This window comes from Chryseobacterium gregarium DSM 19109, assembly GCF_000430845.1.
Taxonomy (GTDB): Bacteria; Bacteroidota; Bacteroidia; order Flavobacteriales; family Weeksellaceae; genus Chryseobacterium; species Chryseobacterium gregarium.
Genome location: NZ_AUMU01000015.1, coordinates 35,670 through 62,208, shown reverse-complemented (window position 1 = coordinate 62,208; position 26,539 = coordinate 35,670). Strand labels below are relative to the sequence as shown.

Here is a 26,539-nt window from a genome sequence, read left to right as displayed (position 1 = left end):
AATAATTCCATGTTTATTATTTTTTGCAATATAGTAAAATGAAAAGAAAACAAAACCGCCCTATAAAAATAGAGCGGTTAGTATATTAAATGGTCTCAGCGACACGCTGTTACATCATTCCCGGCATTCCGCCACCCATTGGCATGGCTGGTTCGTCTTTTTTCACTTCAGTGATGACACATTCAGTGGTCAATAACATTCCTGAAACAGAAGCTGCATTTTCAAGGGCCACTCTGGTTACTTTCGTAGGGTCAATGATTCCTGCTTCAAGCATGTTGACATACTCGTCAGTTTTAGCGTTGTATCCGAAGTCTCCGCTGCCTTCAGCAACTTTAGCAACGATTACAGAACCTTCTCCGCCTGCATTGGCAACAATTTGTCTCAACGGCTCTTCAATCGCTCTTTTCACGATTTTGATCCCTGTTGTTTCGTCTGCATTGATGCCTTCAAGATTAGCCAAAGCAGAGATTGCTCTTACAAAAGCAACACCACCACCGGCAACGATCCCTTCTTCAACGGCTGCTCTCGTAGCGTTTAATGCATCATCCACTCTGTCTTTTTTCTCCTTCATTTCTACTTCAGAAGCAGCCCCTACGTATAGTACGGCAACACCTCCGGCCAATTTAGCCAGCCTTTCCTGAAGTTTTTCTCTGTCATAGTCAGAAGTGGTTGTTTCCATCTGCGCTTTGATCTGGTTTACTCTTCCTTTGATCTTGCTTTCTTCACCACCACCGTTTACAATGGTTGTGTTATCTTTATCGATAGACACTTTTTCAGCCGTTCCCAGCATATCCATGGTAATGTTTTCCATGGTGATACCCTGCTCTTCGGAAATTACCTGTCCGCCGGTCAGGATGGCAATATCTTCCAGCATGGCTTTTCTTCTGTCGCCAAATCCCGGAGCCTTCACAGCAGCAATTTTCAGAGAACCTCTCAACTTGTTTACTACCAAAGTTGCCAATGCTTCACCATCCACTTCTTCAGAGATGATTAATAAAGCCTTCCCTCCCTGTGCAATCGGCTCAAGAACCGGAAGCAATTCTTTCATGGAAGAGATTTTCTTCTCTACCAAAAGGATATATGGGTTATCAAGCTCAGTCAGCATTTTCTCAGGGTTGGTCACGAAGTAAGGCGACTGGTATCCTCTGTCAAACTGCATCCCTTCTACAACGTCTACCGTTGTATCGATCCCTTTTGCTTCTTCTACCGTGATTACCCCTTCTTTACCTACTTTTCCGAACGCTTCAGCGATCAGAGATCCGATGGTTTCGTCGTTGTTTGCAGAAACGGAAGCTACCTGCTTTACCATTTCCGTAGAATCTCCCACTTCTTTAGACTGTTCTTTAAGGTTAGCCACCACTGCGGTTACAGCTTTGTCGATCCCTCTTTTCAAGTCCATTGGGTTTGCCCCTGCCGCAACGTTCTTAAGGCCTTCTCTTACGATTGCCTGTGCCAGAACCGTAGCGGTAGTAGTACCATCTCCTGCGATATCATTGGTTTTGGAAGCCACTTCTTTTACCATCTGGGCTCCCATGTTTTCTACTCTGTCTTCAAGTTCGATTTCTTTTGCTACGGAAACCCCGTCCTTCGTTACGTGAGGAGCCCCAAAAGATTTTTCAATTACTACGTTTCTCCCTTTTGGTCCCAACGTAACTTTTACTGCATTTGCCAATGCATCAACCCCTCTTTTTAAAGCGTCTCTAGACTCAATATCGAATTTTATTTCTTTTGCCATTGTTTGTTGTATTAATGTACGATGTACCCTGTACAAAGTACTTGATTTACTTTTTTAATATTTATTTTTATCAGCCATTAACACATTGTACCTTTTACATTGTACAACGTACAGGTTATTACCCGATAATCCCAAGAAGATCTCCCTCTTTTACAATTAAATAATCTTTTCCGTCCAATTTTAATTCGGAACCTGAGTACTTTCCGTAAAGAACTTTGTCACCTACTTTCACAGTGGTAGGCTCATCTTTTTTACCGGGACCGGCAGCTACCACGGTACCTTCCTGTGGTTTTTCTTTTGCGGTGTCCGGGATAATAATACCTGAAGCTGTTTTAGTTTCTGCAGCGATCGGCTCGATCAGAACTCTGTCTGCTAATGGTTTAAAGTTTACTGACATAATATATTTAATTTTTTAATTATTCTGTGTTGTAATTGGCTAAATGTATGCCATCACCGGTCTTTGTCTGAAATGGCAGAATTTTTAGGGGATGATGTGAAATTTTGGCAGAAAAAAATCATCTCAGGGAAATGAGATGATTCAATATTTTTAGGGGCATAGGCTTCCGTACTCTTCAATAAGATCTATATAAGGTTTAATATTGTAATCATTATCGATTTTCTGGAGTATCTGAAGTTCCATCTCTTTATCTTTTATGCTTTTCTTCGCTTCTTTCTTTTTGTCAAATCTTTCTTTATTGGATTCTTTCATCATTTTTTTATCCATCAGTTTTTCAACGGCACTATTTAAATGGGGCTGATACATTGTGCAATCAGAAGTGACTGCTTCAAAAGCTTTTTTAAATTTCCCTTTTATTTTACCGCTATTGAATAAACCCATATTATCATAATCAAGAACTACATAGGCATATTCTTCATTCGGCTTTTTAATGTAAGGGAAAAAGAACGAACTATAATAGGACCTTCCCATAAAGAGCAGAACCGAAAATCCGTAAAGATTTATTTTACCTTCGGACTGCAGCGGAAGCATCACTGTAAGATCCAAATCTTCAATCTCATATTTTGAGTTGATGGTCTTAAGTTTCATTTTATCAAACCTTGTGGTGTCGGAATCATCTTCATCCACTATAATAATCGATTTAATTTCAGTGAGCGGGATTTCCTGAGCATCTTCATCCTGATTGCTTTTAAATTTAAATATTTTCGTATCATAATGATAAAGACTTTCGACTCTTTTAAAACTGTTGGCGATACCGCTTTCAACAAATTTCGGGATAAGAAAGTCTTTTAAATACCCATGTTTAGTTTGTCCGTTTTCCATTAAAAGGTCTGCTTTCACATAAGGTCTTTTCCCTACGGTAATATCCAGGCCCTGACCAAATGATTGAGCGAAAAAAAAGCCCAGAATCAGAATAAATAATTTTTTCATAAGTTAAATAGTTAAAAGTTTGGAGGTAAATCTAAAAAAAAGCACCTCAATTGGAGATACTTTTTTAAATTATTTATTTCAGTTTTTTTCTGCTGTCTGCATTAGGCTGATTTTGGGAACAACTTTTATCAGTCAGTTTTGTTCTGCCTTCAGGTTAAATTAAAGAATGATCGACATGATCTGGCCGCTTTTTGGTGAATTCAGCTTTTTAAATTTATCTTTTACTTTAGGGTTAAAGGTGCGATACACAAGATTCCTTATAATCCTCAATCAGCTTTTTATAAATATCCGTGTATATTTCGGATCTGTATTTCATATTGATCCTTGAGGCTTCTGCTCCTCTTTTTCCTTTAAGCAAAGCCTTTCTTTCGGTATCGGATGCTTTCTTTTTCTCTCTGAATGTTTTATTGGAAAAGTAATCGGCCTGTCTTGCTTCGTCTACCTTTTTCAGGAATTCCGGGCAGTCGGCTCCTACAATTTCATACGCGGTGTAGAACTTTTTATATAAGGTTTTCATATTAAGCAACGCCAAAGGAGTTAATGAAGGATAATCTACCGGTGCCACGGCAACAGTTTCATTAGGTTTGCTTAAATAGATCATGACATAGGTCAACTGACAATTGTCTTCATTTCCATCAGATCCTGCTGAGAAATTATTGCCGAAATCTGCCTTGCACATCATGCTTCTATAGCCGTAAAGGTTAATGGGTCCTTTTTCCATCAAAGGAAGCATCAGGACTTTTCCTTCCGGTTCCAGTTCCTGGTCGTTGTTGATTTCTTTAACAAGGCGTTTATCCAACTGGAATTGTTCCTGGGTCTGTTCATTGGTGTAAATCAGGCTTTTAATATCCGAAACCGGAATCATCTGTACCTGGGTATCGCTTTTCGAGGATTTGAATTTGACTTCTTTCCGGTCCAGATTGGCATATTTCGGGCCTTTTCCCATAATGGTAAAAGTGGCAACATCAGGAAGCATGAAATCCTGTGCAAATCCTTTTTTGGAGCTTCCGTCTTCCATCAGGATTTCAATAGGGATAAAGTCTCTCTTTCCGGTATAGAACTGTAAAGACTGGGTGAAGAAGTTTTGTACTGAGAATAGGAACAGTAATAGTGCGCTGAGTTTTTTCATGGATTATAAAACATTTTTTTATCTGGGGCAAATCTAAAAAAAAAGTATCCGGATTCTGAATACTTTTAATAGAAAATGCATTATTGCTTTTATTTTTCCGTTTCCATGGTCATTTTTCTATCGCCGGAATCAATTTCCTGTCTGATAACCTCTCTGGTTTCTTTATCAATAAAGTAGGTTACGACCGTTTTCCTGTCCTGGATATCATCCGTTGTTTTTACGATCCATACTTTTTTACCGTTTACCTCGCCGCTGTTTACCTCTTCAAGATAAGCCTTTAATATTCCTTTTTTTGCTGCCGGATTATAGTCGAAGATCGATATTTCAGCAGAGTAGTGCTCCTTTAGGGGAAGAAACGGGATCAGGGTAGGATAGGCATTGCTGTCAAAATATTCTCCGGAAACCTGCTCGTCAATAGGTTGTTTCTGCTGAGTTTTTTTATCAAAATAAAAGCCTGTGACTTTATTTTTTTCAAATTTAAAGCGCATGTCCCTCATCATATTATAAGAAGAATGGTAGATCGGACTGAAATCTGAAATTTTGACTAAGGTTGAATCTACCCATACGCTTTCCGGGGCTTGGTTCATTTTTACAGTAGTCTCGACAAGGAAGGTATTTTTATCCGTTTTTTTCATTTGGGTGGAAATCTTACCGATGGCGATTTTCTCACTGTCTTTTTCGGCATACCATACCATGTTCGAAACTTTATCTTTTATATACTGTGACTCAAGCTTTACGCCGGATGGTGTAATGGAATTCTGTGCAAAAAAATTGGCACTGCTTACTATTAAAAGGATCAGAAATGTTTTCATGATTTTTTTAATAATAAGTAGTGCCTTTTATATAAAAGTTACATTACTTTTCGGTTACTTTTTTCCTGCCGCCTGCATCGGGTTGACCTTGCCGTTGGAGGTACCTCTCGTGTTTCCTGCTTCTTTCTGTTTAAACAGGTCGAATTTGGAAACCTGTGCATTTCCGCCGTCGTTGCTCCAGAAATTGTTTGAAGTGTCGATGTCAGCCGTTTCCCTCATCGGGTCCAGCTGGATGGACTTTAATTTTTTATCAAAGTAATAGGTCTTGGATACTTTCTGTTCATTCAGCCTCCAGATCTGGGCTGAAGATTTGTCGGTTAATTTGGTTCCGTCTTCAAACGTAAACTCAAGGATCACCGGCATCACCAGGCCGCCTTTGTTGGTGAAATCAATCTGATAGGCGGTTATATTTTTAAACTTGTCTTTTTCCTTTTGCGTTAAAGGGTCAGTTCCTTCAAATTTGGAAATGTACTCTTTGTTACTGTCAACTTTTTCCTGTCCTCTGTCGTATCGGTAATAGAAATCCTGTGCTTCTTTATCCTGGTCTACGTAGAAAGTAATATTCTTATCGTTTCTGTTCCTGATCTTTGAAATGTCTTCAAAATCATTTTGCAGGGGTTTGTCTACTTTGTATTTCGTTTCTTTAGCTTCTCTCGGAGCGGTATTCAGGTCAGGTGTTGCTATGGTAACTTTATCAATTGCAATATCCACTGGATCTGTCCCGTAGAACCAGCCTCTCCAGAACCAGTCCAGGTCTTCACCGCTGGCATCTTCCATCGTCCTGAAAAAATCGGCAGGTTCAGGATGCCTGAACGCCCATCTTTTGGCATAGGTTTTAAACGCTTTGTCAAAAAGTTCGCGTCCCATAATGGTTTCACGAAGGATATTCAGTCCCGTTGCCGGCTTTGAATAGGCATTCGGGCCGAATTGGATAATGTTTTCCGAGTTGGACATGATCGGTTCCAGCTGATCTTTCGGCAGCTTCATGTAATCGGTAATGGTCCAGGCCGGTCCGCGCTTTGACGGGAATTTATTATCCCACCGTTCTTCCGTGAGGTATTCCACAAAGGTATTCAGCCCTTCATCCATCCACGACCACTGCCTTTCGTCCGAGTTGATGATCATCGGGAAGAAATTGTGCCCGACTTCATGGATCACCACGCCCAGCATTCCGTTTTTAATCCCTTCGGAATATGTCCCGTCTTTTTCCGTTCTTCCGTAGTTGAAACAGATCATCGGGTATTCCATGCCGTTGGCGGCTTCCACCGACTGTGCCACCGGATACGGATAAGGAATCGTGAATTCCGAATAGGTTTTAATGGTATGGGCTACCGCTTTCGTTGAATATTTTCGGTACAGCCCGTATGCTTCTTTTGGATAGAAGCTCATGGCCATTACTTTATTGTTGTTTTCGGGAATAGTAACACCCATTCCGTCCCAGACGAATTTTCTGGAGGAAGTCCAGGCAAAATCCCTTACGTCATTCGCTTCGAAATTCCAGGTTTTTCTTTGCTTGGAATGGTTCTTTTCCGCTTTTTTGGCTTCATCCAGCGTCACAATCTCAACGGGCTCTGTTGCTGTTTTGGATTTGTTGTATCTCGCCAGCTGATCAGATGTTAAAACCTGATCGTAGTTTTTACATTCTCCAGTCCCGCCCACGACATGGTCTGCCGGGACATTCATGGAAACTTTAAAATTTCCGAAAACCAGGGCGAATTCTCCGCGCCCGGTAAACTGGTGGTTCTGCCATCCGTGAAAGTCGCTGTACACGCACATTCTCGGATACCATTGGGTCATGGTATACAGGTCGTTTCCGTCTTCGGCAAAGTTTTCATAACCTCCGCGGCCGCCCATTTTTATCCTGTTCGGGATATTGTAGTTCCAGTCTATTTTAAAAACCAGCTTATCTCCTTTCTTCAGGACTTTAGGCAGGTCAATACGCATCATGGTTTTATTCACCGTGTATTTCAGAGACGTTCCGGAAGTGTCGGTCACTTTTTCAAGGTTTACGCCGTACCCGTTATCTGAAACAGGAACTTCTGTCGGGCGCAGCTGCTGATCGTTGGATGCCTTCAGAAGGGTAGAAGAGGAAGGGAAATCCGCTTTTTTTACCGTCGACTGCTGGTTTTCGTCCAGCTGGAGCCAGATATAATCCAGATCGTCCGGGGAATTGTTATAATAGGTAATGGTTTCGGAACCTTTCAGATTCCTCTTGTCTTCATCAAGATACGCCGTGATATTGTAATCCGCCTTATTCTGCCAGTAGCCGTGGCCCGGTGCACCGGAAGCCGTTCTGTAAATGTTTGGTGTAGGAAGAATGGTTCCCAGCTGTTCAAACCTGTTTCCGTGGTTGCTGCCCGGATTGTTCTGAATATTTTGTGCGGTGAAACCTGTATACGCAAATACAGAAAGGGAAAGTATGGCAACTTTTAGTTTCATAACCGAAATTGTTTAAGGATTTTCAAATATAATAATAAGTAGTTGAAAAGTCGGAAATGTTTCAGCCTTAAAAAGGAATTCTTTCTAGCGTCATTTTCAATGATAAGGCAAAGACACCTGAAGAGACAAAAAGCACCCAGTCTTTCTGATTGACTTTAAAAACTTTAAGCAAAATAAACAAGAGGATTAAAATACCGAAAACGATGGCAATCTGCCCAAGTTCAAGACCGATATTAAAGCCTAAAAGCGGAACGGCGATGCTCTGACTCTTGGCAATCATTACCCTTGCTGTGTTGGCAAACCCCATCCCATGAATCAGTCCGAAAATCAGGGCCAGGTAATAATTGGCTTTCATCAGCGTCTGCTTTCTGTTTTTCATCAGGATATTATCCATTGAAGTGATAACAATGGTCAGCGGAATCAGGAATTCCACCCAGGCAGAATTGATCCTTACAATGTCAAAAATACTCAAAGCCAGGGTAACGGAGTGCCCGATGGTAAATGCCGTGACCAGAATTAAGATCTTCTTCAGGTCATTAAAAGAATATACGGCAATCAGAGCCAGTACAAAAAGCTGATGATCCAGTGCATCTAGCGAAATAATATGCTCCCAGCCCAGGTTGAGGTAAAATAAAAAATCCTGCATTGTTAAATCATTTTTCGAAATGCGATGATACAAAATTTATTTTAACTTTGTATAAAATCAAAGTGATGAACCTTACAATTGAAATAGAAAACCAAGATGATTATCCCTTTATTAAAAAACTTCTGGAAAGTTTAAAAGGGGTGAAAATCATCAATGCGGAATATGAAACTGTTGAAGGATTACCTGTACATGTTTTTGAAAAAATTGAAGAATATGGTGCAAATTTGAAAGATGAGGACCTTATTTCAAAAGAAGAGTTCTTTAAATATATTGACGTAGAAATATGCAGGTTGAATTCTCAAAAGTAGCAAGGAAAACTTTATCGGATCATATTGCTTTTCTTGAAATCACCTGGACTTACCGGGAGATCAGAATTTTTCTTGAAGATATACAAAGAATTTTAACCGATCTTGAGAACGGGAATTATCAGCAATTTCAAAAATCAACAAAAAACACAAGAAGTTTTTTAATCGGTAAAAAACATGTAAGAATGTTCTTCAGAACGGAAACCAATGACAGGATCATTGTTTTGCTTTTCTTTGACATGAAGCAGGATCCGCAAAAAATAATTGATTTATTAAAATGAAAAAAATACTTTTCCTGTTATTTTCCTTATTGCTGCTTTGCTCTTTTGCTAAAGCAAAGCATCCTTATCATGTAGGGTCAGTGGAGATTAACTATAATCCGAAATCCAAAACTTTTGAAGTAACAGGACGCTTTTTTCTTGACGACCTTGAGAACGGACTGAATGAAAAATACGGGAAATCACTGCATTTTAATGATCCGAAATTTAGAACAATGCTTCAGGAAGCAGTTAAAAATTATTCTGCCGAATACTTTAAGCTTAAGGCCAATAATACATTTCTGAAGGTAAATTTTATAGGCTATGAAGAGGACCACGAATCGGTAAATGTTTATCTGGAATCTGAAAGAGTTGATAACCCCAAAAAGGTGGAAGCTGCCGTAAGCTTTTTGTATAATCTGTTTGACGACCAGATGAACATCGTCCATATTATCGTCAATGGAGAAAGAAAAAGTGAAAAACTGACCTATCCCAACCGTTATTTGTTTCAGCAATTTTAGTTTTCCAACTGTAAAAGAGTATTAATTCCTTTGGCATGTTCCATCAGATCAGGAAAAAAATTATCATAGCATTTTTGAAGTACTTCTTTATGAGCTAAGAATGCTTCAAATACAGGAATATCCTTATCTAAATACTTTGCTTTATTCAGGACATTCCGCATGCTGAATTTAATATTCTGGTCCTGCCGGTAATGGTAGAGCCAGTCATCCTGTTCCATCTTTTCAAGCATCCTCCTGAAATTTTCAGGTAAAAATTCATAATGCTCATTCAAAACCCGGTAAACTTTCAATGAATGATCTTTCCAGCCCTGTAATGAGTTTAAATGTAAATCATTAGCCACAAAGTAATCCATCGCCACGTCTACAAAGGCTCCGGCGTATAACCTGACCAGGGGTGCAAACACTTTTTTGGCTTCATGGATGGCGGGGTGGGAATCCGTGAATGTATCGATGGCACGGTGCAGGGTGATTCCGTCCTGGATATCTTTCGGGAAAGAATACCGGTCTTTGTTCCGGATAAAATCTTCGAGGAACTGACCGACGATCTGCCCGTCAGTAAAAGTGAGAAAAGAATGCGCCAGATAATTCATAAACGAATATAAAAATTTTTAAACAAAGTCTTGTTATTGCTTAAGGTTTCTACCCAGACTCCTTTTTCGGTTTCATGCTTTTTGAAATCGATGGTATGCAGAACAATTTCATTGGGTGATACCAGACTGAGTGAAAGTTCTTCATTGCCCACAGAGCATTTCATCTGGATGGGAAACGAGAAAGGGTTACGGACCTGCAGATCTTTATAGCCATACACCACGGTACAGTCAGAGCCAAGAGGTGTGAAGCGTTCATGTTCCTGATAAATATCCATTGAATGCGGAAACCTTTCAATAATATCTAAGCCGCATTGTAAAGCCAAAAAATAGATAATGGAAGAAAACTGGCAGATTCCGCCGCCGAAATCACTTGAAATATTATTTTTGATTAGGTTTCTACCCGGTCTGAAGTGATTCTTTTCACTCGGTTTACCGGTTAGTTTCCAGAAAGAAAATACTTCATCGGGTTTAATTATTAAATTATTAACCTTGTTTCCGACAATCTGTAAATTATGAATCTTATTCTGATGATATTCTCCTTTTTTAATGACCTGCCTGAGTTCAATTTTATGTTTTCCAATATCTTCCGGGCTGTAGTTTTTTGAATATACATATCTGGTCTTCCGTTCACTAAGGTACCTCTGCAAGAGCTTCAGCTGCATTTTCCAGCGATGGGGCAGCCATTTTTTCAGTTGCTGTTTCATATCTTTTCCAGAACTGCAATGTGATACGAAGCCCAATTTCTAATGAACGTTTTACACAGGAAAATATCAAGGGGAAGAAAATATTTCCTTATACCCTTGGGTATCCTATGAACCGGGAACAGTAAAATTCCGGTTGCATTCTTTACTTTCCATTGACCTTCTGAAAGTTGTGCAATTTCTGCAGTATTAAAACTGTTGTTGGCATGCCAGTCTGCCTGTGGAGAAACGGCTTTTCGTCTGTTTTTTGTAGGGTAATCAAAGAGTAGAATCCCGTTCCTGCTTAATTTCCGATGGCACTCGTTTAAAAATAATCTGGTTTCATTTTTATTTTGGTGCATAATGACATGGAAGCAAAAAATACAGTCAAATTCACCATCAAAAGGAATTTTTGAAATTTCGCCTTTCAGTAAAATTTTCCCGGGATTCTTTTTCCTGGCCATATTCAGCATTTCTTCACTGAAATCTGTTCCGTGGGTTGCAAAGTCCAGCAACCGGCCGGTGCCGCATCCCAGATCAAGAACTTTTGAATATTTTTTATCTTTGAAAAAAGACATCAGGAAATTTTTCTCCTGTCGATCGATATATTGACCGTAGGAATTCCCAAACCGGTTTTCATCATACGTTTTCGCAAGGTTGTCGTAATAATCCAGAATACCGGTTTTCATCATAATATATTGGTGTATTTGTTAAAATAATCTTTCGTGGAAATCTTCAATTTTACTCACTTCTTCAATTTTTATTCCGTATTTCTTCTTTGGGATTTTATTAAGATTGGAAACGAAAATCTTTTCATAACCCAATTTTTCTGCTTCGGTAATCCTCTGCTCAGCCTGTGCAATCGGGCGTATTTCCCCACTCAGACCAATTTCCCCTGCAAAACAGTAATGTTCGGAAATGGCAATGTCTTCATTGGAAGAAAGGATAGAAGCAACCACGGCCAGATCCAGTGCCGGATCATCGGTTTTAATTCCCCCCGTAATGTTCAGGAAAACATCTTTGGCACCGAGCTGGAAGCCTGCTCTTTTTTCAAGAACTGCTAAAAGCATATTCAGCCTTTTGGCATCAAACCCGGTGGAACTCCTCTGCGGGGTACCGTAGACGGCCGTACTGACGAGTGCCTGTATTTCAAGGAGCATCGGGCGGTTTCCCTCTAATGTTACCGCAACGGAATTTCCGGAAAGTTCCTCAAACTTTTTGGTAATCAGAATTTCGGACGGGTTCTTAATTTCTTTCAGTCCCTGGGAAACCATTTCATAAATCCCGATCTCAGCCGTAGACCCGAAACGGTTCTTGTTGGCTCTCAGTAACCGGAACAGGTGGTTCCTGTCGCCATCGAAGTTCAGAACAACATCCACCATGTGTTCCAGTACTTTCGGACCCGCAATCTGCCCGTCTTTGGTGATGTGGCCCACTAGGAAAACAGGAACGTTGTTTTCCTTGGCGTATTTAATGATTTCATTGGAACATTCCCTGATCTGGGAAACCGTTCCCGGTGAGCTTTCAATCAGCTGGGATTGTAAGGTCTGGATGGAATCTATAATGACAAAATCGGGTTCTAGCTTCTTGGCTTCATGAAGGATTTTTTCCAGCGAAGTTTCCGTAAAAAGAAAACAGTTCGGGTTCTGGATATCCGTTAAGCGGTCAGCCCTCATTTTAATTTGTGAGGCACTTTCTTCTCCCGAAACATAGAAGATTTTTTTCTTCATTTTAAGGGCCAACTGAAGAAGCAGGGTGGATTTGCCGATTCCCGGTTCGCCCCCGATCAAAGTAACAGAACCTAAAACGATTCCGCCTCCCAGTACTCGGTTAAGTTCTTCGGAAGGGGTTTTGATTCTGGGTTCCTCACTGGTTTCAACTTCAATGATATTGATGACATTTTGCTTCGATTTTGAAAACGGCGGTGTTTTGGATGAGGTCTTTTCAACGACTTCTTCCACCAAAGTATTCCATTCTCCGCAGTTTTTGCATTGTCCCATCCATTGGGAGTACTGGGTTCCGCAGTTCTGACAGAAATATGCTGTTCTTAATTTTGCCATACTGTAAAATTATGAAAAAACTCAGCATCAAAAAATTTAAATAAACAGTAAAAACTACCATAGGTCAATGTCAGGTCATCATAATCGGCATACATTTGTTTAAAATTAATTTAAAAAAAATATAATGAAAAAAGTATTCTTAACTTTTGTATTGTCTCTTTTAAGTATTGTGGGTTTTGCACAGACTGCTTGGCAGACCGACCCGATGCATTCTTCCGTAAATTTCAATATCAAACATATGGGCATCAACTTTGTGCAGGGAAGATTTGATAAATTTGAAGGAAAAGCCGTAACGAAATCCAATAGTCTGGATGATGCAAAACTTTCTTTTGTAGTAGAGGTAAATTCTATCAACACAGCCGTTGAAATGAGGGATAAGCATTTAAAAAGTGCCGATTTCTTTGATGCAGAGAAATTTCCTTCCATGACATTCCAGTCAAGCTCTCTTACGAAGGATAAAAATAACATGTATACCTTAAAAGGGAAACTGACCATTAAAGATGTCTCCAAAGAAATCAGTGTTCCGGTAACTTTTGGCGGGGTGACAAAAAACCAGCAGGGAAAAGAAGTAATGGGCTTCCAGGCCATCTTTAAAGTAAACCGTCTGGATTATAACATTAAATATGATCCTACGGGAACGGGCGTAGCTAAAGACGTTGATGTTAATTTATATTTTGAGCTGATCAAGCAATAATAATTTTCATATATAATTTGGTTTAGAAAAAGGTTTTCAGTTTTTGGAAACCTTTTTTTGTATAAAGATAAATGATGAGACGGCTATTTTATTGCGTTTTTTTTATCCATTATTTTTCTGATAATGATAACCGGTAATAATCGTTACTAATGCAGGTAATAAAAGGATTAACCCCTCAGTTCTGATGTATTTATTGAGCAGTAAAGCCGCTGAAATGAAGATACACCCTGAGAGGAAATAATAATTAGCCACCCGGAAATTCCGGTATTCAGGATCATTTTTACGATAAGGAATAATTATAAAAGTAATATGCGCAAGAATGGCTCCGGTTAAAATATCAATCACATGATGCTGATAAGTTGTCAATGTTGAAATTCCCAAAAGAATCAGCCAGGTCATGAAGAAAATCCGCCACTTTGAAAGATCTTTAAACACTGACCAGAATATGAAGGCAAAAGCAATATGCAACGATGGGGATTGGTTGAAAGGGGAGTCAAATGTTTTTAAAAACGAAAAAGGCAGCGCCAAAATAACATTGGAAACTTCAGGTTTTGCAAATGAAAATCGTAAAGGAACGGTAATGAAAAATATGCCTGCTGTAATAATTACAAAAAGCATTCTCCATGTCAATATTTTTAATTGATTTTTATTTTGACATGAAAAAAATACGACGCAGAAAAAAAGCCCGCTTGCCATATACGGAATGATCGACAAAGGTACGAATGGAATAGATTTTTCAAAGTCAAAAGTGAATGACGGCACTTGATCTAGAGAAGAAACATACCAGGCGGAAAAATTGTAAACAGCCATGAATATAATGGTACAGATGGTTAATGCAAATGCCTGCTGCCGGATTTTTAATTGCTTTTCATTCATTCGCATTCTCAACATAATGATATTTAAAAAATAAAGAGGGAAGACCTGATCGTGATTTCACCATCCGTTTTTATTTCTGAAAGGGAAAATAATTGATTTTTTGTTCTTCAATCGTCTTGGAGATGATTTTTAGAACCATTAAGATTAATAACCTAAAGCGATCGTGATTAAGGAAATTCCAAAGATTTCAGGACTCTGCAGATGGCAGAATAGAACAGACCGGAATTTGATCAGCTGTAATTTATTTTTTTGTGTACAATAATAGTTTAGGGCTGAGCAACTGTTGCCACCTTGGCTTGAATTATATACAGAAATCATTATTTCTATTGGCTTTTTGCGTTTTGATAAGATTAAATACAGATAAAAAATTTCGTTAAATTTAAGAAAATAATTGCTATTTCTAAAATTGATAAATCTAAAAAATTGCTTTGTCTATCTTTTTCCCATAACTTTGCACAAACCTAATCTAATGAGTAAAAAGAATACAAAGTACATCTTTGTGACAGGAGGTGTAACTTCATCTTTGGGGAAAGGAATCGTTTCTGCTTCTCTGGGACTTCTGCTAAAATCACGCGGCTTTAATGTAACGATCCAGAAATTAGATCCTTATATTAATATTGACCCGGGAACACTGAATCCTTATGAACACGGAGAATGCTATGTAACCGAAGATGGTGCGGAAACAGATCTGGATTTAGGTCATTATGAGCGTTACCTTGATGCTCCCACTTCCCAAAACAATAATGTTACGACAGGGAAAATCTACCAGACGGTTATCGAAAAAGAGAGAAAAGGAGACTTCCTTGGAAAAACCGTTCAGGTCATTCCCCATATCACCAACGAAATCAAGCGCAGAATAAAAATCTTATCCAAACAGAACTACGATATCATTATTACGGAGATCGGAGGAACCGTAGGGGATATTGAATCTTTGCCTTATATCGAAACGGTCCGCCAGCTGAAATGGGAACTGGGTGAGAAAAATTCCATGGTGATTCACCTTACCTTGCTGCCTTACCTTGCGTCAAGCGGGGAATTAAAGACCAAGCCTTCCCAGCATTCTGTCCGTCAGTTGATGGAAAGCGGGATTATGGCGGATGTTTTGGTCTGCAGAACAGAACATAAAATCCCGAAAGACCAGAGGGCAAAGCTTGCCCAGTTCTGTAACGTTCCTTTGGATAACGTTATTGAATGTAAAGACCTTGAAACGATCTATGAAGTTCCGATGTACCTTCAGAAGCAGAATTTTGATGATGTGGTTTTAAAAGGACTGGATCTGAAAAGTGACAAAGAGGCTGATCTGAAAGACTGGAAAACATTCCTTAAAAAATTCCAGAATCCGAAGAGGACAGTAGAAATTGCATTGGTGGGAAAATACATTTCCCTTCAGGATTCCTATATTTCCATTGCTGAAGCATTCAAGCATGCCGGTGCCGATCTGGAGACTGAAGTAAAGATCAGATGGGTATACAGTGGTGACTTAACGACTGAAAACATCCAAGAAACCCTGGCAGGAGTAAACGGCATTCTGGTCGCTCCGGGCTTTGGCGACAGGGGAATTGAAGGGAAAATTCTTACCGCCCGATATGCAAGGGAAAATAAAGTGCCGATGCTGGGAATTTGCCTGGGAATGCAGATCATGACGATTGAATTTGCCAGAAATGTTTTAGGATATTCAAAAGCCAATTCCATGGAATTTGATACGTCTACGGAACATGCAGTGATTTCTTTAATGGAAGAACAGAAAAATGTAGTGGATAAAGGTGGAACCATGCGTCTCGGAGCATGGAAGTGTTCCCTGAAAAATGGTTCTGCATTAAACGATATCTACGGGACCAAGCATATTACGGAAAGACACCGTCACCGCTATGAATTCAACAGTGATTACAGCGGTGAATTCGAAATGAACGGTTTCTTGGCAACCGGAACCAATCCGGAAACAGGTTTGGTGGAAGCGCTGGAAATGCCGGACCATCCGTTCTATATCGGGGTGCAGTATCACCCGGAATACAAGAGTACGGTAGCTACGCCGCATCCGTTATTCAGGGCTTTTATTAAGGCTTGCGGAAAAGAAGTAAAGTAATTGTAAAATTATAACGTCTATACAATAAACTCAGGCTGATGATTATCACCCTGAGTTTATTATATAGTAACAGATTATAGTATAGAGTTTTGATAAAAAAACAGTATTTTTGTCGACTCAAAATGTATGGCGTTTTGCAATACATCTTTAAATAGTAAAAATTTTAATTAAGATAAAATGCAACAGAACAACGGACTCGATAAAAGTCAAATGATTAGTTTTGCGGTTTTATGTTTGGTTCTTTTCGGTTTCATGTTTTATTTTCAGAACAAGCAATCGAAGGAAGAAGAGGTAAAAGCTCAGCAACAGAAAACTGAACAGGCTAAAAATCCTGTAAAACCAACTCAGGCAAGCAATATCAATCCAGATGTAACTCCCAATGCGATTCAGACCGCCAATCTTTCTAATAAAGAGCTGAATATTGAGTTCGCCGGTTTAGGGGGCCAGGTTTCCAAAGTGGAACTTGCAGAATACAAAGCATACGATCATAAAACCGATAAAGCAGATCTTCCCCTTTTACTGATCACTAAAAACAATTCCAATTACGGTTTCCAGTTTAAAGATAAAACAGGAAAAGTAATCAACACAAGAGATCTTGTTTTTTCACCTACAGTGAACAGAAATGCTGTTACAATGACGGCAAACTATAATGGGGCAGTCATTCAGTTTGTCTATACTCTGCTGGACAAATACAGATTGGATTTTAAAGTAAGGACTCAGGGTCTGGCAAAAGTAACGGCTGATAACAAAGCCGACTTTATCTGGAACTATAATGTAAGAAGCCTGGAAAAGGGCCGGGCGCAGGAACAGTCTCATTCGGAATTCTCATATGCCTTTAATAATTATAAGGATTATGATTATGACGGGAGAACAACCATGGAGGAAGAGAAGGAAACCCTTAACTGGATCGGTGTTAAACAACAGTTCTTTACTTCAGTCATTGAAGCCAAAAGCGGGTTCACCCAAAGTAAGGGAAATCAGGAAACCATCGAAGAAGGAGAATATCTTAAAAAGCTGAACTACGAAGGTTTTGTTCAGATGACGGGAAATGAACTGAATCAGGATTTTACCTGGTATTTTATGCCGTTGGATTTACCTTTATTAAAATCTTACGATAAAAACTTTGACGAAATTCTGCCATTGGGCTGGTCTTTCATCGGATGGATGAACAGAGGATTCTTTATTCCTATTTATAACTTCATTGCTTCATGGGGCATAACAGCCGGCTGGGCGATCTTCTTGCTGACCATTTTGGTTAAATTGATCCTGTCACCGATTATGTACAAACAACATAAGCTAAGTGCAATGATGAGGGTAATCCGTCCCGAAATTGATGAAGCCAATGCCAGATTAAAAGATGGAGATGCAATGAAAAAGCAGCAGGCTACTATGGAAATTTACAGAAAAGCCGGCGTCAACCAGATGGCAGGATGTTTACCGGCACTGGTACAGATTCCTATATTCTACGCCTTATTCCGTTTCTTCCCGAATTTTATCGATCTGAGAGGTCAGGGCTTCTGGTTTGCAAAGGATCTGACCGCTTATGACGACTTGATTAAGTTACCGTTCAAAGTTCCGTTCTTAGGAGATCATTTAAGTGTGTTCGCTATTGCCTGTACCATTGTAATTTTGATTTATACCATTATGACTTCCGGAAATATGCAGCAGCCTCAGCAGGAAGGTATGCCGAATATGAAGGTACTGATGTATATTTTCCCGGTTACATTCCTGTTCTTCTTAAATACTTCCGCATCCGGATTGTCATGGTATTATTTTGTATCCAATGCGATTAATATTTTGATTATTCTGGTGATTAAATATATCATTCTGGATGAAAAGAAAATCCATGCCCAGATTCAGGCCAATAAGGAAAAGCCCAAGTCTGAAGGCAAGTTCCAGAAACGCATGCGGGAGATGATGGAGAAAGCTCAGGAACAGCAGAAGTACCAGGAGCAGAAAAAGAAAAAATAATGATTTAATTATAAAATCAACAGAAAAGAGAAGCTAGATTGCTTCTCTTTTTTTATTTGGATATATAATAAGGTATACAATCAATTTAATTTATCCTTTTCTTTTGTTAATCATATTTTAACCTGAAAGACTGCCGGTGATATTTTGTCGGCCCGAATTTGATGAGGGCTTCTTGGTGTTTTTTTGTGGCATATCCAAAATTAGTATCCCATCCGTATTCAGGATGCTCATCATGGAGTTCAATCATTAGCCGGTCCCTGTAGTTTTTAGCCAATATTGAAGCCGCGGCAATGGAAAGAAGTTTTGAGTCCCCTTTAACAATGCATTCATGAGGGATGTAATTATAAGGATGAAATTTGTTACCGTCTACCAAAATCAGTTCAGGCCGTACTGTTAACTGATCAAGTGCCTTGTGCATGGCATGAATACTGGCATTGAGGATGTTGTGCTGATCAATAAAGTCAGCTGGCAGTTCGGCAATGGCATAATCTTTAACGTTGTCTTTAATATAGTGGTCCAGACCCAGTCTGGTTTTAAATGTTAATTTTTTAGAATCATTAACTAAATTTTGGTTAAAATTTTCATCTAAAATCACAGCAGCAGCTACCACAGGCCCGCATAAGCACCCCCTGCCTACCTCATCACACCCCGCTTCAACGTAAAAAACCGACCACTTTTTTAATAAATCCATAATTATATTGCGACATAAAATATAAAAGCGTGTAAAATTAAATATTTTTAACAAAACATTTGGTTATTTTAAGAAAGTTTTACATATTTGCAGATAATAAAAAAATAATCAATTTAAATATGAAGAAATTAACAGCAAGTGTTCTACTGGTAGTTTTATCATCTTCTTTTGTGATAGTAAATGCACAGAAAAAAGGAAATGATACGATAACTAGAGAAGGAAACATAGGAGAGGTAGTTATTACTGGAGCCTTGGGTATTCAAAAAAAGGCTGATGCTCAAACTGCTGCTGTACAGGTTATTAGCAGTGATCAGATCACTGCGGCCTCAAACCCGAGTGCAATCTTTTCATTACAAGGTAAGGTTTCTGGTGTAAGTATTACAAATACAAATAGCAGTGTAACAGGTACGCCGAAGATTCAAATCCGAGGTATAAGATCTCTTACAGGTAATAATAATGCTTTGGTTGTAATTGATAATGTGATTTCATCAGCTGCAGCCCTTCAACAGTTAGCTCCTGAGTTAATTGAATCAATGAACATTCTTAAAGGTTCTCAGGCAGCTGCTCTTTATGGTTCTGATGGGGTAAACGGAGTAGTTTTGGTTACCACTAAAAAAGGAGCAAAAGGAAGAATGAGAGTTACTTATAATGGATCTATTGATTTTGAATCTGTTTTAAATACACCTGAAAGACAAAGGAATTACGGACAGGGATGGTATGGAGGAAAAGTAAATGTTGAAAATGGTTCATGGGGTGCACCGTTTAATGGTCCTTTAGCTGGTCAAATGGTACCCTACGGTATTCCATTATATGATGTTGATGGAGATGGACATATTGACGTAAATGTTGACGATGCTACTCCTGGTGTGGATGATTCGTCATCAATTATGTCAACTTATGCTCCTTATGGAAAAAATAATGTCAAAGATTTCTTTAAAACAGGTACTGTTTATCAAAATGGTGTAACTGCAAATATTGGAGATGAAAACAGTTATTTATTAATGTCATTGGATCATCTTCAAAGAGAATTTGTTGTACCTGATGATAAGTTAAAAAGAATATCAGCATTCTTAAAAGCAGGAACTAAATTCGGTAAATGGAATTTTGATGCTATTGTGAACTATACCCGTCAAACTACAAATACTACCGATTCTAATCTGTATGAAGATTTAATGATGTCATCAGTAGATATTCCTATTACAAGATGGAAAGATTATCCTGATAATGCATATGCATGGAATATTTATTATCAGAATCCTTACTGGAGCATGAAACATGTAAGATTTAATACAACGACTGATCGATTAAACTTAATCGGTACGGCTGGTTACAAAATCAATAAGAATATTGATGTATTGTACAGATCAAATCTTCAGTACGTTGGCAGTTTCTCAAATCAATGGAACGATGGATGGAACAGTACTTTGGTCACTGATGCTACAGCTATCACATCATCTTATGCACAGTCTAATGCAAGTCAGACTAAATATTATGGAGATTTATTAGTTAACTTTAATTATAATCTCACGGATGATTTGAACATGAAGCTTAATATTGGGCATAATTTTCAGAACTTTAGTTATAATACAACTTCTGCTGGAGGATCAGGCTTAATTATTCCTAATTTATACCAAGTTTGGAATTTAGCTAATCCAACAACTCCTTACAGTCTCGACAATACAAGAGGTTCTTATAATTCTCAAGCCGTATTTGCTAACTTAGATCTTGGATATAAGGATTATTTATTCCTTACTGCTACTGCTAGAAATGAGTGGAATTCTGTACTGCCTGAAGGTGAGAGAAGTTACTTCTTCCCATCAGTTGGATTAAGTTTTATTCCAACTAAATTTGCTGATTTTGGAGGGAATATATTAAGTTATATGAAAATATATGGTAACATCAGTGGTACTGCCAATGCTTCTTCTGTAAGTAATTATAGCGTAAGAAATTATTTTGGACTAGGTGCTGGATTTCCATTTACACCGACAGGAGGTTTAAGTTTCCTTTCTCCAACATCTCAGACAGATAAAAACATCAGACCTGAAAAAGTATCGAAAAAAGAAGTTGGTTTATCCTTAGGATTATTTAACAATAGAGTATTACTTAACGGATCTGTTTATCAGGATGATACTACAGATATGATTACTAACAGAACTACTTCTGTAGCTTCAGGTATCGCAAGTTTATTAACAAATGTTGGAAAATTAAGAAATAGGGGAATTGATGCTGATATCAATGTAACTGCTTTAAAAAGCCAGGATTTCAGATGGGATATTGGAGCAAATTTTACAATGTATGAAACGGAAGTACTTGAAGTAGCTCCTGATACCGATAGGGTAGCAATTGGAGGGACTTCATTGGTAGGTATTTATGCCATACAAGGTATGAAAGGACTACAGTTGATGGGTACTGATTTTGTAAGAGATGATCAAGGTAGAGTAATAGTAGATGCAACAACAGGTAGGCCATCAGTAACTTCAACATTACAGAATTTAGGATCGGTCAATCCTAAATATCTTTGGGGATTTAATACCAGTATAAATTACAAAGGCTTTAAACTTACGGCTACAGCTGACTGGAGAATTGGTGGCAAGATTACAACTGAACTGCTTCAAAATATGGCATTTAGTGGTAGTTTACCAGACAGTGGTAACTTTGATAGAGAGCAAGGCTTTATTATGCCTAATTCTTCATATTTGTCTAATGGCCAATATGTTGCTAATAGTAGTGTATATTATCAGTATGCTAGTGGTGGAACAGGAAATACTTTATATGATGGTGTTGAATACTATTATCAAAGCCAATTTGGGACAGTAGGTGCAAATCAGGTTGTCTCTGCATCATATTTCAAACTTAGGGAAGTTGCACTTTCTTATACTTTTTCTTCAGATATGCTGAAAAACAGTGGTTTATCAGGACTTTCAATAGGTGTACACGCAAGAAATCCTTTTGTAAAATACTCTGATAACAACAGAAATTTTGTTGATCCTGAATCTGCTTACACTACAGGAAATGCACAGGGTTATGCTACAGTGGGACAATATCCTTCTATAAAATCATACGGTTTTAGTGTAAATGTTAATTTTTAATAAAATAAAAAATGAAAAAAATATTTTTATATTCATCGATTGTACTTACAGCGTTCGTATCGTCATGTAGTGAAATGGATGACAATATTTCTCCAAATAATGTTGATCCTGCGCTTATTTCACCTAGACAGACTCTAACAGCTTCTGAAAACTTAGTTTTTACGGCTCAAGCGGGTACAATGAATTCTCTTTCGAATGTATGGACTAATACATGGGCAGGTAATAATTTTTATTTCGGTAATCCTTTAACAAGAGAATATTCTCTTGATATCTCTAATACTTTCGGTACAGGTATCTGGACGAGCAGTTATGTTGCTACAAATAACTTACAGACTATTATTAACAATGGTTCTTCACTTCCATTACATTCTTCCATTGCAAGAATTTTAAAAGCATATACTATGCAGTATGTTGTGGATTTCTATGGTGATGCACCATATTCGGAAGCTTTTAAAGGTCAAGAGAATCTTGCGCCAAGATATGACGATGACGCAAGTATTTATAGAGAACTGGTTTTAGAGATTAATAAGGCTATTGCAGATATTAATGCAACACAAACTAGCGGGATTAATGGTGATAACATTGTTACGGGTTCTGAAGATGTAATATTCCAGGGAGATATGGATAAATGGAAACAATTTGCTAATAATGTTAAGCTTAGAATTCTCTTAAGGCAATCTAAAGTAACTGATGCGACTGTAAGATCATTTGTAGATGCACAGCTTCAAACATTAGCTGCTTCCACTACCAATTATGCAAATAAATTTTATACAGGAAATGTAGCTATTAATCCTGGTTATAGCAATCAAAATGCGTCTACAGCTAACCCAATGTTTAGTAATTATGGTGCAGTGAATTTTCAGGGTAGTGCTTTAAATACTAACGGATGGAGATTATATAAAGCTGCTCAATATTATGCATATTCAGTAAATGGGACCAGTTACGGTTCTGCGGCAGCAGACGTAAGAGGTACAGTTCTGTTTAGACGTATTTCAAGTAATAATAATCCTCAGCCGGCAACTAGTGTATTAGGTCTTAGACAAGGTGCTCCTAAGCTTACAGGTAATGAATGGAGCCTCGCATCTGTTATTGGATGGGGCTTTATAGGAAGTAATGCACCTATAAATGGTGTTAATACACCCTATAATACTGTAGATATTTATCGTATGACCCAACTGGGAGATACTAATTCGGGTGCTTCAATTGCTGAAAAAGGTGCTGCAATGGATGGGTTTTTAGCATTAGGTGCAGAAAATAAACTTCTGCTTGCTGAAGCTGCTACATTGTATCCAACAATTTTTACATTTGGAGCTGATGCACTTTATACGGCAGCAGTACAAGATTCTTTCAACTTTTATGGTTTGACAAGCACGCAAGCAACTAACTATCTTAATGGATTAAATGCTACTATAGTGGGTTGGGCAGGAGCGCCTAATAAAATTGCCGCAATTCAATACCAGAGATTTGCTTCTCTTGCAAATTTAAGACAAGTTGAAACTTATATTAATTTCCTTAAGACAGGTTATCCAAATATTCCTGTTGCTGATAATGCAATTTATCCTAATAAGCCTTATAGACTTATTTATCCAAGTTCTGAATATACTGGGAACTCTAGTAATGTTCCAAATGTAACTCAAGCACAAGCATTCTCGAAAAACCAATACACTCCTTTCTGGAACCAAAACTAATCTAGCATCTTAGATTAATATATCTAAAACCGCCTTCGGGCGGTTTTTTTATTTCTGTATATTTGTATTTCGAAAATTTTAAACGGATGATGAAGGTCCGTAAAACGATACACACATGAATATTAAAAATATAATTGAAGAAAAGCTGTCAGAAGTGATTCTGAATGTTTACCAGCTGAAAGAGATTACCCTGGAGGTTCAGGAAAATAAAACAGAATTTGAAGGCGATTTCACCGTTGTTACTTTTCCGTTGGTGAAACAATTGAAGAAAAATCCGGAGACTATAGGAGTGGAGCTCGGGCAGGCGCTGACTGAACAGACTGAATTGCTGGAAAGCTTCAATGTGGTAAAAGGTTTCCTTAATGTTAAAGTTAAAAATCAGTTTTTTATAGATAACTTTAAGTCCGTAGCCGATCATTTTGATACAATCGATAAAAAGAATGCTACGGTGATGATCGAGTATTCTTCCCCGAATACCAATAAACCGCTTCACTTAGGGCATATCAGAAACAATTTATTAGGATTTTCTGTAGCCGAGATTCTTAAGGAAGCAGGGTATGATGTTATCAAGACCCAGATCATCAACGACCGCGGGATTCATATCTGCAAATCCATGCTGGCCTGGGAAAAATTTGGAAAAGGGGGAACCCCGGATGTAACAGGAACAAAAGGGGATAAGTTTGTAGGGAATTATTACGTAAAATTTGACCAGGAATATAAAAAGGAAATTGCTGAATTGGTTAATCAGGGAATTGATGAAGAACAGGCAAAAAAAGAGGCTCCTTTGATTAAAGAAGCCCAAAAAATGTTGCTGGACTGGGAAAACGGTGACGAGAAAGTAAGGAACCTGTGGAATGAAATGAACTCTTGGGTGTACGAAGGTTTTAATGAAACCTATAAAAGATTAGGAGTAAATTTTGACCAGGTTCAATATGAAAGCAATACCTATATTTTAGGGAAAGACCTTATACAGGAAGGCCTGGATAAAGGAGTATTGTACCAGAAAGAAGATGGTTCGGTATGGTGTGATCTTACCGATGAAGGACTGGACCAGAAATTGCTGCTGCGTTCAGACGGAACTTCTGTCTACATGACCCAGGATCTTGGGACTGCCGTAGAACGTTTTAAAGAAAATGATATCAAAAAACTGATTTATACAGTCGGCAATGAACAGGATTACCACTTTCAGGTTTTATTTAAGATTTTAGGTAAACTCGGATATGCGTGGGCGGACCAGCTGTACCACCTGTCTTATGGGATGGTAGAATTACCCAATGGTAAAATGAAATCCCGTGAAGGAACGGTGGTTGATGCCGATGACCTGATGCAGGAAATGCATGAAACAGCCAAAGCGAAAACCCAGGAGCTTGGCAAGCTTGAAAGCCTTTCGGAGGAGAAAAAGGAAATTTCCTATGAAATTATAGGTCAGGCGGCATTGAAATATTTTATGCTGAAAGTTGATCCTAAGAAAAAAATGCTGTTTAATCCGGCAGAGAGTATCGATTTTAATGGGAATACAGGACCTTTTATTCTTTATACCTATGCCCGAACCCAGTCTTTATTAGGAAAAGCCGATTATCAGTATAAGGAAGCTGAAGATATTAATTTCAATCCCCATGAGAAAGAATTAATCATGTTGCTTTCCAATTATAAAGGGACCGTTGAAAAATCTGCAGAGCTGTTGAGCCCTGCCCTGGTTGCCAACTATCTTTATGATCTGGTTAAATCATACAATTCATTTTACCAGAGCAATCCGATTTTAAAACTTGAGGATGAAAACCTGAAGCAGGCGCGGTTAAACCTATCAGACTTAACCGCTAAAACCATAAAAAAATTACTGTATCTTTTAGGAATAAAGACCGTAAACAGAATGTAAAAGCAAAGGTCTCCGAATATATGGAGGCCTTTATTTTTATAATTAATGAGGAATTATGGATTTTTCCGGCTTACCAATTTATTATTTTCGACCCTCAGGCTTTCTTCATACATTTTGGCCTCACTCCATTTGGCGTGTTTTGAAGGAATAATTCTATATCCTTTCCTCAGGGCGTAGACCTTCGTGTATTCCGCACCGAAGAACACCAGCATACAGGAATAGTTAATCCACATCATAATCAAAATCACGGTTCCGGCAGCTCCGAAAGTGGAGGTAGGCTGTGCAGTTCCGAAGTATAATCCTAACAGAAATTTACCCAGTGTAAACAGAATGGCGGTCAGGAAAGCACCGCCCCAGACAGGCTTCCAACTGATCTGAACATCCGGCAGTACTTTAAACATTAAAGCAAACAATAGCATTACCACTCCAAATCCGATAGCATAATTAATCAATTCTATAATCAGATAGGTTTCAAACCCGAAATAAGAGGTGATCCAGTTGTTTAAAAAACTGATCACATTAGAAAGGATCATTGTTACCATCAGTAGAAATCCTAAAATAAGGATCATTCCCAATGAATTGGCTCTGTCAAGTAAAAACTTAGTCAACGCTTTCTTAGGTGCTGCCTGTACATCCCATAAACTGTTTAAAGAACGCTGGAGCTGAAAGAAAAGGGTAGTGGAACCGAATACAAGCGAGCCGATACCAATAGCTTTCATAATGATATTCTCTTTATCAATCAAAGCGCCGGCAATCATGGCTTCAACACTTTTTGATGCTTCCTCACCCATCACCCCTCTGATCTGCTTGCTGATTTCTCCGCTGATCGCTTCTTCGCCAAAGAAATAGCCGGCAATCCAGATGATGATGATCAACAGGCCGGGAATCGAGAAAATGGCATAATAAGCAAGGCTTGCCGAGTCGTTGGATGCCGAAGATTTATTCCATTGCGTATAAGTTTCCTTTAATGTTTCCCAGAAAAATTTTGCTCTTTTTACCATGTATTCAAT

The 26,539-nt window shown here is 38.5% G+C and carries 23 protein-coding genes; 9 read left to right on the top strand and 14 right to left on the bottom strand.

Annotated features, from left to right (window positions below):
- Positions 1 to 109: 109 nt before the first annotated feature.
- From groL to H561_RS0116200, 7 genes are all read right to left on the bottom strand, one after another.
- Positions 110 to 1,735 carry a chaperonin GroEL gene (gene groL / locus H561_RS0116230; RefSeq protein WP_027387976.1) on the bottom strand — a complete coding sequence of 542 codons (1,626 nt, stop codon included), beginning with the start codon at positions 1,733 to 1,735 and terminating at the stop codon, positions 110 to 112.
- A 118-nt stretch (positions 1,736 to 1,853) separates the two neighbouring features.
- Complete coding sequence (locus H561_RS0116225) at positions 1,854 to 2,132, bottom strand: co-chaperone GroES (protein ID WP_027387975.1); 279 nt, start codon at positions 2,130 to 2,132, stop codon at positions 1,854 to 1,856.
- Between the two features lie 150 nt (positions 2,133 to 2,282).
- Positions 2,283 to 3,122, bottom strand: a complete 840-nt coding sequence (locus H561_RS0116220; RefSeq protein ID WP_027387974.1) for a hypothetical protein — start codon at positions 3,120 to 3,122, stop codon at positions 2,283 to 2,285.
- Positions 3,123 to 3,354: 232 nt separating this feature from the next.
- Positions 3,355 to 4,251: a hypothetical protein gene (locus tag H561_RS0116215; RefSeq protein ID WP_027387973.1), complete on the bottom strand. Its 897-nt coding sequence runs from the start codon at positions 4,249 to 4,251 to the stop codon at positions 3,355 to 3,357.
- A gap of 89 nt (positions 4,252 to 4,340) precedes the next feature.
- Positions 4,341 to 5,063: a DUF3108 domain-containing protein gene (locus H561_RS0116210; protein WP_027387972.1), complete on the bottom strand. Its 723-nt coding sequence runs from the start codon at positions 5,061 to 5,063 to the stop codon at positions 4,341 to 4,343.
- Between the two features lie 54 nt (positions 5,064 to 5,117).
- Positions 5,118 to 7,502 carry a M1 family metallopeptidase gene (locus H561_RS0116205; RefSeq protein WP_027387971.1) on the bottom strand — a complete coding sequence of 795 codons (2,385 nt, stop codon included), beginning with the start codon at positions 7,500 to 7,502 and terminating at the stop codon, positions 5,118 to 5,120.
- A gap of 67 nt (positions 7,503 to 7,569) precedes the next feature.
- Positions 7,570 to 8,148, bottom strand: coding sequence for a HupE/UreJ family protein (locus H561_RS0116200; protein WP_027387970.1), 579 nt, complete (start codon positions 8,146 to 8,148; stop codon positions 7,570 to 7,572).
- 65 nt (positions 8,149 to 8,213) lie between these two features.
- Here H561_RS0116200 and H561_RS0116195 point away from each other — a divergent pair, with 65 nt between their 5' ends.
- Genes H561_RS0116195 through H561_RS0116185 form a run of 3 tightly spaced genes read left to right on the top strand, consistent with a single transcriptional unit; the run spans position 8,214 to position 9,231 of the window.
- Entirely contained in the window at positions 8,214 to 8,456 is a 243-nt protein-coding gene (locus H561_RS0116195) for a hypothetical protein (RefSeq protein ID WP_027387969.1), read from the top strand.
- On the top strand, positions 8,432 to 8,734 hold the full coding sequence (locus H561_RS0116190) for a type II toxin-antitoxin system RelE/ParE family toxin (protein WP_027387968.1): 303 nt from the start codon (positions 8,432 to 8,434) through the stop codon (positions 8,732 to 8,734). The genes H561_RS0116195 and H561_RS0116190 overlap by 25 nt, the downstream gene beginning before the upstream one ends.
- Positions 8,731 to 9,231 carry a DUF6702 family protein gene (locus H561_RS0116185; RefSeq protein ID WP_034762523.1) on the top strand — a complete coding sequence of 167 codons (501 nt, stop codon included), beginning with the start codon at positions 8,731 to 8,733 and terminating at the stop codon, positions 9,229 to 9,231. Before H561_RS0116190 ends, H561_RS0116185 begins: the two co-directional genes overlap by 4 nt.
- On the opposite strand, the gene H561_RS0116180 is transcribed toward H561_RS0116185, so the two are convergent.
- The 4 genes from H561_RS0116180 to radA are packed head-to-tail and all read right to left on the bottom strand — an operon-like array spanning position 9,228 to position 12,561.
- Positions 9,228 to 9,821, bottom strand: coding sequence for an acyl carrier protein phosphodiesterase (locus H561_RS0116180; RefSeq protein ID WP_027387966.1), 594 nt, complete (start codon positions 9,819 to 9,821; stop codon positions 9,228 to 9,230). The two genes, H561_RS0116185 and H561_RS0116180, sit on opposite strands and share 4 nt — an antisense overlap.
- A complete protein-coding gene (locus tag H561_RS0116175; protein WP_051349418.1) occupies positions 9,818 to 10,525 on the bottom strand; it encodes a VanW family protein in 708 nt (235 codons plus the stop codon). Before H561_RS0116175 ends, H561_RS0116180 begins: the two co-directional genes overlap by 4 nt.
- Entirely contained in the window at positions 10,522 to 11,193 is a 672-nt protein-coding gene (locus tag H561_RS0116170) for a class I SAM-dependent DNA methyltransferase (protein WP_027387964.1), read from the bottom strand. The genes H561_RS0116175 and H561_RS0116170 overlap by 4 nt, the downstream gene beginning before the upstream one ends.
- A gap of 18 nt (positions 11,194 to 11,211) precedes the next feature.
- Positions 11,212 to 12,561 carry a DNA repair protein RadA gene (radA, locus tag H561_RS0116165; protein WP_027387963.1) on the bottom strand — a complete coding sequence of 450 codons (1,350 nt, stop codon included), beginning with the start codon at positions 12,559 to 12,561 and terminating at the stop codon, positions 11,212 to 11,214.
- Positions 12,562 to 12,685: 124 nt separating this feature from the next.
- Between radA and H561_RS0116160 the strand changes: the two genes are divergently transcribed.
- A complete protein-coding gene (locus H561_RS0116160) occupies positions 12,686 to 13,255 on the top strand; it encodes a YceI family protein (protein WP_027387962.1) in 570 nt (189 codons plus the stop codon).
- Between the two features lie 102 nt (positions 13,256 to 13,357).
- Here H561_RS0116160 and H561_RS22655 read toward each other — a convergent pair whose 3' ends face one another.
- Positions 13,358 to 14,146 carry a phosphatase PAP2 family protein gene (locus H561_RS22655; RefSeq protein ID WP_081411680.1) on the bottom strand — a complete coding sequence of 263 codons (789 nt, stop codon included), beginning with the start codon at positions 14,144 to 14,146 and terminating at the stop codon, positions 13,358 to 13,360.
- 454 nt (positions 14,147 to 14,600) lie between these two features.
- Here H561_RS22655 and H561_RS0116150 point away from each other — a divergent pair, with 454 nt between their 5' ends.
- Both H561_RS0116150 and yidC read left to right on the top strand, forming a co-directional pair.
- Positions 14,601 to 16,214, top strand: coding sequence for a CTP synthase (locus H561_RS0116150; protein WP_027387961.1), 1,614 nt, complete (start codon positions 14,601 to 14,603; stop codon positions 16,212 to 16,214).
- A gap of 177 nt (positions 16,215 to 16,391) precedes the next feature.
- Positions 16,392 to 18,185, top strand: coding sequence for a membrane protein insertase YidC (gene yidC / locus H561_RS0116145; RefSeq protein WP_027387960.1), 1,794 nt, complete (start codon positions 16,392 to 16,394; stop codon positions 18,183 to 18,185).
- Between the two features lie 106 nt (positions 18,186 to 18,291).
- Here yidC and H561_RS0116140 read toward each other — a convergent pair whose 3' ends face one another.
- Positions 18,292 to 18,876 carry a ribonuclease HII gene (locus H561_RS0116140; RefSeq protein WP_027387959.1) on the bottom strand — a complete coding sequence of 195 codons (585 nt, stop codon included), beginning with the start codon at positions 18,874 to 18,876 and terminating at the stop codon, positions 18,292 to 18,294.
- Between the two features lie 119 nt (positions 18,877 to 18,995).
- Between H561_RS0116140 and H561_RS0116135 the strand changes: the two genes are divergently transcribed.
- From H561_RS0116135 to argS, 3 genes are all read left to right on the top strand, one after another.
- Positions 18,996 to 21,965: a SusC/RagA family TonB-linked outer membrane protein gene (locus H561_RS0116135; RefSeq protein ID WP_027387958.1), complete on the top strand. Its 2,970-nt coding sequence runs from the start codon at positions 18,996 to 18,998 to the stop codon at positions 21,963 to 21,965.
- Between the two features lie 11 nt (positions 21,966 to 21,976).
- Positions 21,977 to 23,653: a SusD/RagB family nutrient-binding outer membrane lipoprotein gene (locus H561_RS0116130; protein WP_027387957.1), complete on the top strand. Its 1,677-nt coding sequence runs from the start codon at positions 21,977 to 21,979 to the stop codon at positions 23,651 to 23,653.
- Positions 23,654 to 23,768: 115 nt separating this feature from the next.
- Positions 23,769 to 25,529, top strand: coding sequence for an arginine--tRNA ligase (gene argS / locus H561_RS0116125; protein ID WP_027387956.1), 1,761 nt, complete (start codon positions 23,769 to 23,771; stop codon positions 25,527 to 25,529).
- A 53-nt stretch (positions 25,530 to 25,582) separates the two neighbouring features.
- Here the strand turns inward: argS and H561_RS0116120 are convergent, their stop codons facing one another.
- The gene (locus H561_RS0116120; protein ID WP_027387955.1) at positions 25,583 to 26,530 is read right to left on the bottom strand and encodes a YihY/virulence factor BrkB family protein; all 948 of its coding nucleotides are present in this window, start codon (positions 26,528 to 26,530) and stop codon (positions 25,583 to 25,585) included.
- Between the last annotated feature and the right edge of the window lie 9 nt (positions 26,531 to 26,539).

What these genes read in the sequence shown, in the direction of transcription:
- groL (WP_027387976.1), bottom strand. Translation starts at nt 1,735, where the DNA reads ATGGCAAAAGAAATAAAATTCGATATTGAGTCTAGAGACGCTTTAAAA.
- H561_RS0116225 (WP_027387975.1), bottom strand. Translation starts at nt 2,132, where the DNA reads ATGTCAGTAAACTTTAAACCATTAGCAGACAGAGTTCTGATCGAGCCG.
- H561_RS0116220 (WP_027387974.1), bottom strand. Translation starts at nt 3,122, where the DNA reads ATGAAAAAATTATTTATTCTGATTCTGGGCTTTTTTTTCGCTCAATCA.
- H561_RS0116215 (WP_027387973.1), bottom strand. Translation starts at nt 4,251, where the DNA reads ATGAAAAAACTCAGCGCACTATTACTGTTCCTATTCTCAGTACAAAAC.
- H561_RS0116210 (WP_027387972.1), bottom strand. Translation starts at nt 5,063, where the DNA reads ATGAAAACATTTCTGATCCTTTTAATAGTAAGCAGTGCCAATTTTTTT.
- H561_RS0116205 (WP_027387971.1), bottom strand. Translation starts at nt 7,502, where the DNA reads ATGAAACTAAAAGTTGCCATACTTTCCCTTTCTGTATTTGCGTATACA.
- H561_RS0116200 (WP_027387970.1), bottom strand. Translation starts at nt 8,148, where the DNA reads ATGCAGGATTTTTTATTTTACCTCAACCTGGGCTGGGAGCATATTATT.
- H561_RS0116195 (WP_027387969.1), top strand. Translation starts at nt 8,214, where the DNA reads ATGAACCTTACAATTGAAATAGAAAACCAAGATGATTATCCCTTTATT.
- H561_RS0116190 (WP_027387968.1), top strand. Translation starts at nt 8,432, where the DNA reads ATGCAGGTTGAATTCTCAAAAGTAGCAAGGAAAACTTTATCGGATCAT.
- H561_RS0116185 (WP_034762523.1), top strand. Translation starts at nt 8,731, where the DNA reads ATGAAAAAAATACTTTTCCTGTTATTTTCCTTATTGCTGCTTTGCTCT.
- H561_RS0116180 (WP_027387966.1), bottom strand. Translation starts at nt 9,821, where the DNA reads ATGAATTATCTGGCGCATTCTTTTCTCACTTTTACTGACGGGCAGATC.
- H561_RS0116175 (WP_051349418.1), bottom strand. Translation starts at nt 10,525, where the DNA reads ATGAAACAGCAACTGAAAAAATGGCTGCCCCATCGCTGGAAAATGCAG.
- H561_RS0116170 (WP_027387964.1), bottom strand. Translation starts at nt 11,193, where the DNA reads ATGATGAAAACCGGTATTCTGGATTATTACGACAACCTTGCGAAAACG.
- radA (WP_027387963.1), bottom strand. Translation starts at nt 12,561, where the DNA reads ATGGCAAAATTAAGAACAGCATATTTCTGTCAGAACTGCGGAACCCAG.
- H561_RS0116160 (WP_027387962.1), top strand. Translation starts at nt 12,686, where the DNA reads ATGAAAAAAGTATTCTTAACTTTTGTATTGTCTCTTTTAAGTATTGTG.
- H561_RS22655 (WP_081411680.1), bottom strand. Translation starts at nt 14,146, where the DNA reads ATGTTGAGAATGCGAATGAATGAAAAGCAATTAAAAATCCGGCAGCAG.
- H561_RS0116150 (WP_027387961.1), top strand. Translation starts at nt 14,601, where the DNA reads ATGAGTAAAAAGAATACAAAGTACATCTTTGTGACAGGAGGTGTAACT.
- yidC (WP_027387960.1), top strand. Translation starts at nt 16,392, where the DNA reads ATGCAACAGAACAACGGACTCGATAAAAGTCAAATGATTAGTTTTGCG.
- H561_RS0116140 (WP_027387959.1), bottom strand. Translation starts at nt 18,876, where the DNA reads ATGGATTTATTAAAAAAGTGGTCGGTTTTTTACGTTGAAGCGGGGTGT.
- H561_RS0116135 (WP_027387958.1), top strand. Translation starts at nt 18,996, where the DNA reads ATGAAGAAATTAACAGCAAGTGTTCTACTGGTAGTTTTATCATCTTCT.
- H561_RS0116130 (WP_027387957.1), top strand. Translation starts at nt 21,977, where the DNA reads ATGAAAAAAATATTTTTATATTCATCGATTGTACTTACAGCGTTCGTA.
- argS (WP_027387956.1), top strand. Translation starts at nt 23,769, where the DNA reads ATGAATATTAAAAATATAATTGAAGAAAAGCTGTCAGAAGTGATTCTG.
- H561_RS0116120 (WP_027387955.1), bottom strand. Translation starts at nt 26,530, where the DNA reads ATGGTAAAAAGAGCAAAATTTTTCTGGGAAACATTAAAGGAAACTTAT.